Annotated in this window: 1 protein-coding gene; it reads right to left on the reverse strand. The window is 40.3% G+C overall.

All coding sequences use genetic code 11. The features are described 5' to 3' along the window. Positions 1-314 (reverse strand): transposase zinc-binding domain-containing protein (locus OM075_RS25935; protein ID WP_301193432.1); only part of this gene is annotated, 314 nt, incomplete at its 3' end. Between the last annotated feature and the right edge of the window lie 21 nt (positions 315-335).

Raw genomic sequence — 335 nt, forward strand, 5'->3', positions numbered from 1 at the left:
TCTAACAGTAAATGAGGAACGGTAAATACCACATGGTAGTATTTTACCGGGAGCAGATCTTGTTTACGATCTTCAATCCACAACTCTTTGTCAATACCCTGACACCTTGGGCAATGCCTGTTTCGGCAACTGTGCATCACATAATGAACTGATCCACATGAACTACATGCCAATACAGACCCTCCAAGTTGAGGCGTACGGCAAGTAGCCAGTGCATTTAAAACCTTAAGTTGATGTTCCGTGAATCCTCTTAAATTTAAAAGATCCGGTAAAAAACGTCTGATAACAGTAGCAATATCATTACGATCAAACATTAGGATACATTTTCGACAAGG

It is taken from the genome of Plebeiibacterium sediminum, from assembly GCF_026013605.1.
In the GTDB taxonomy this organism is placed as follows: domain Bacteria; phylum Bacteroidota; class Bacteroidia; order Bacteroidales; family Marinilabiliaceae; genus Saccharicrinis; species Saccharicrinis sediminus.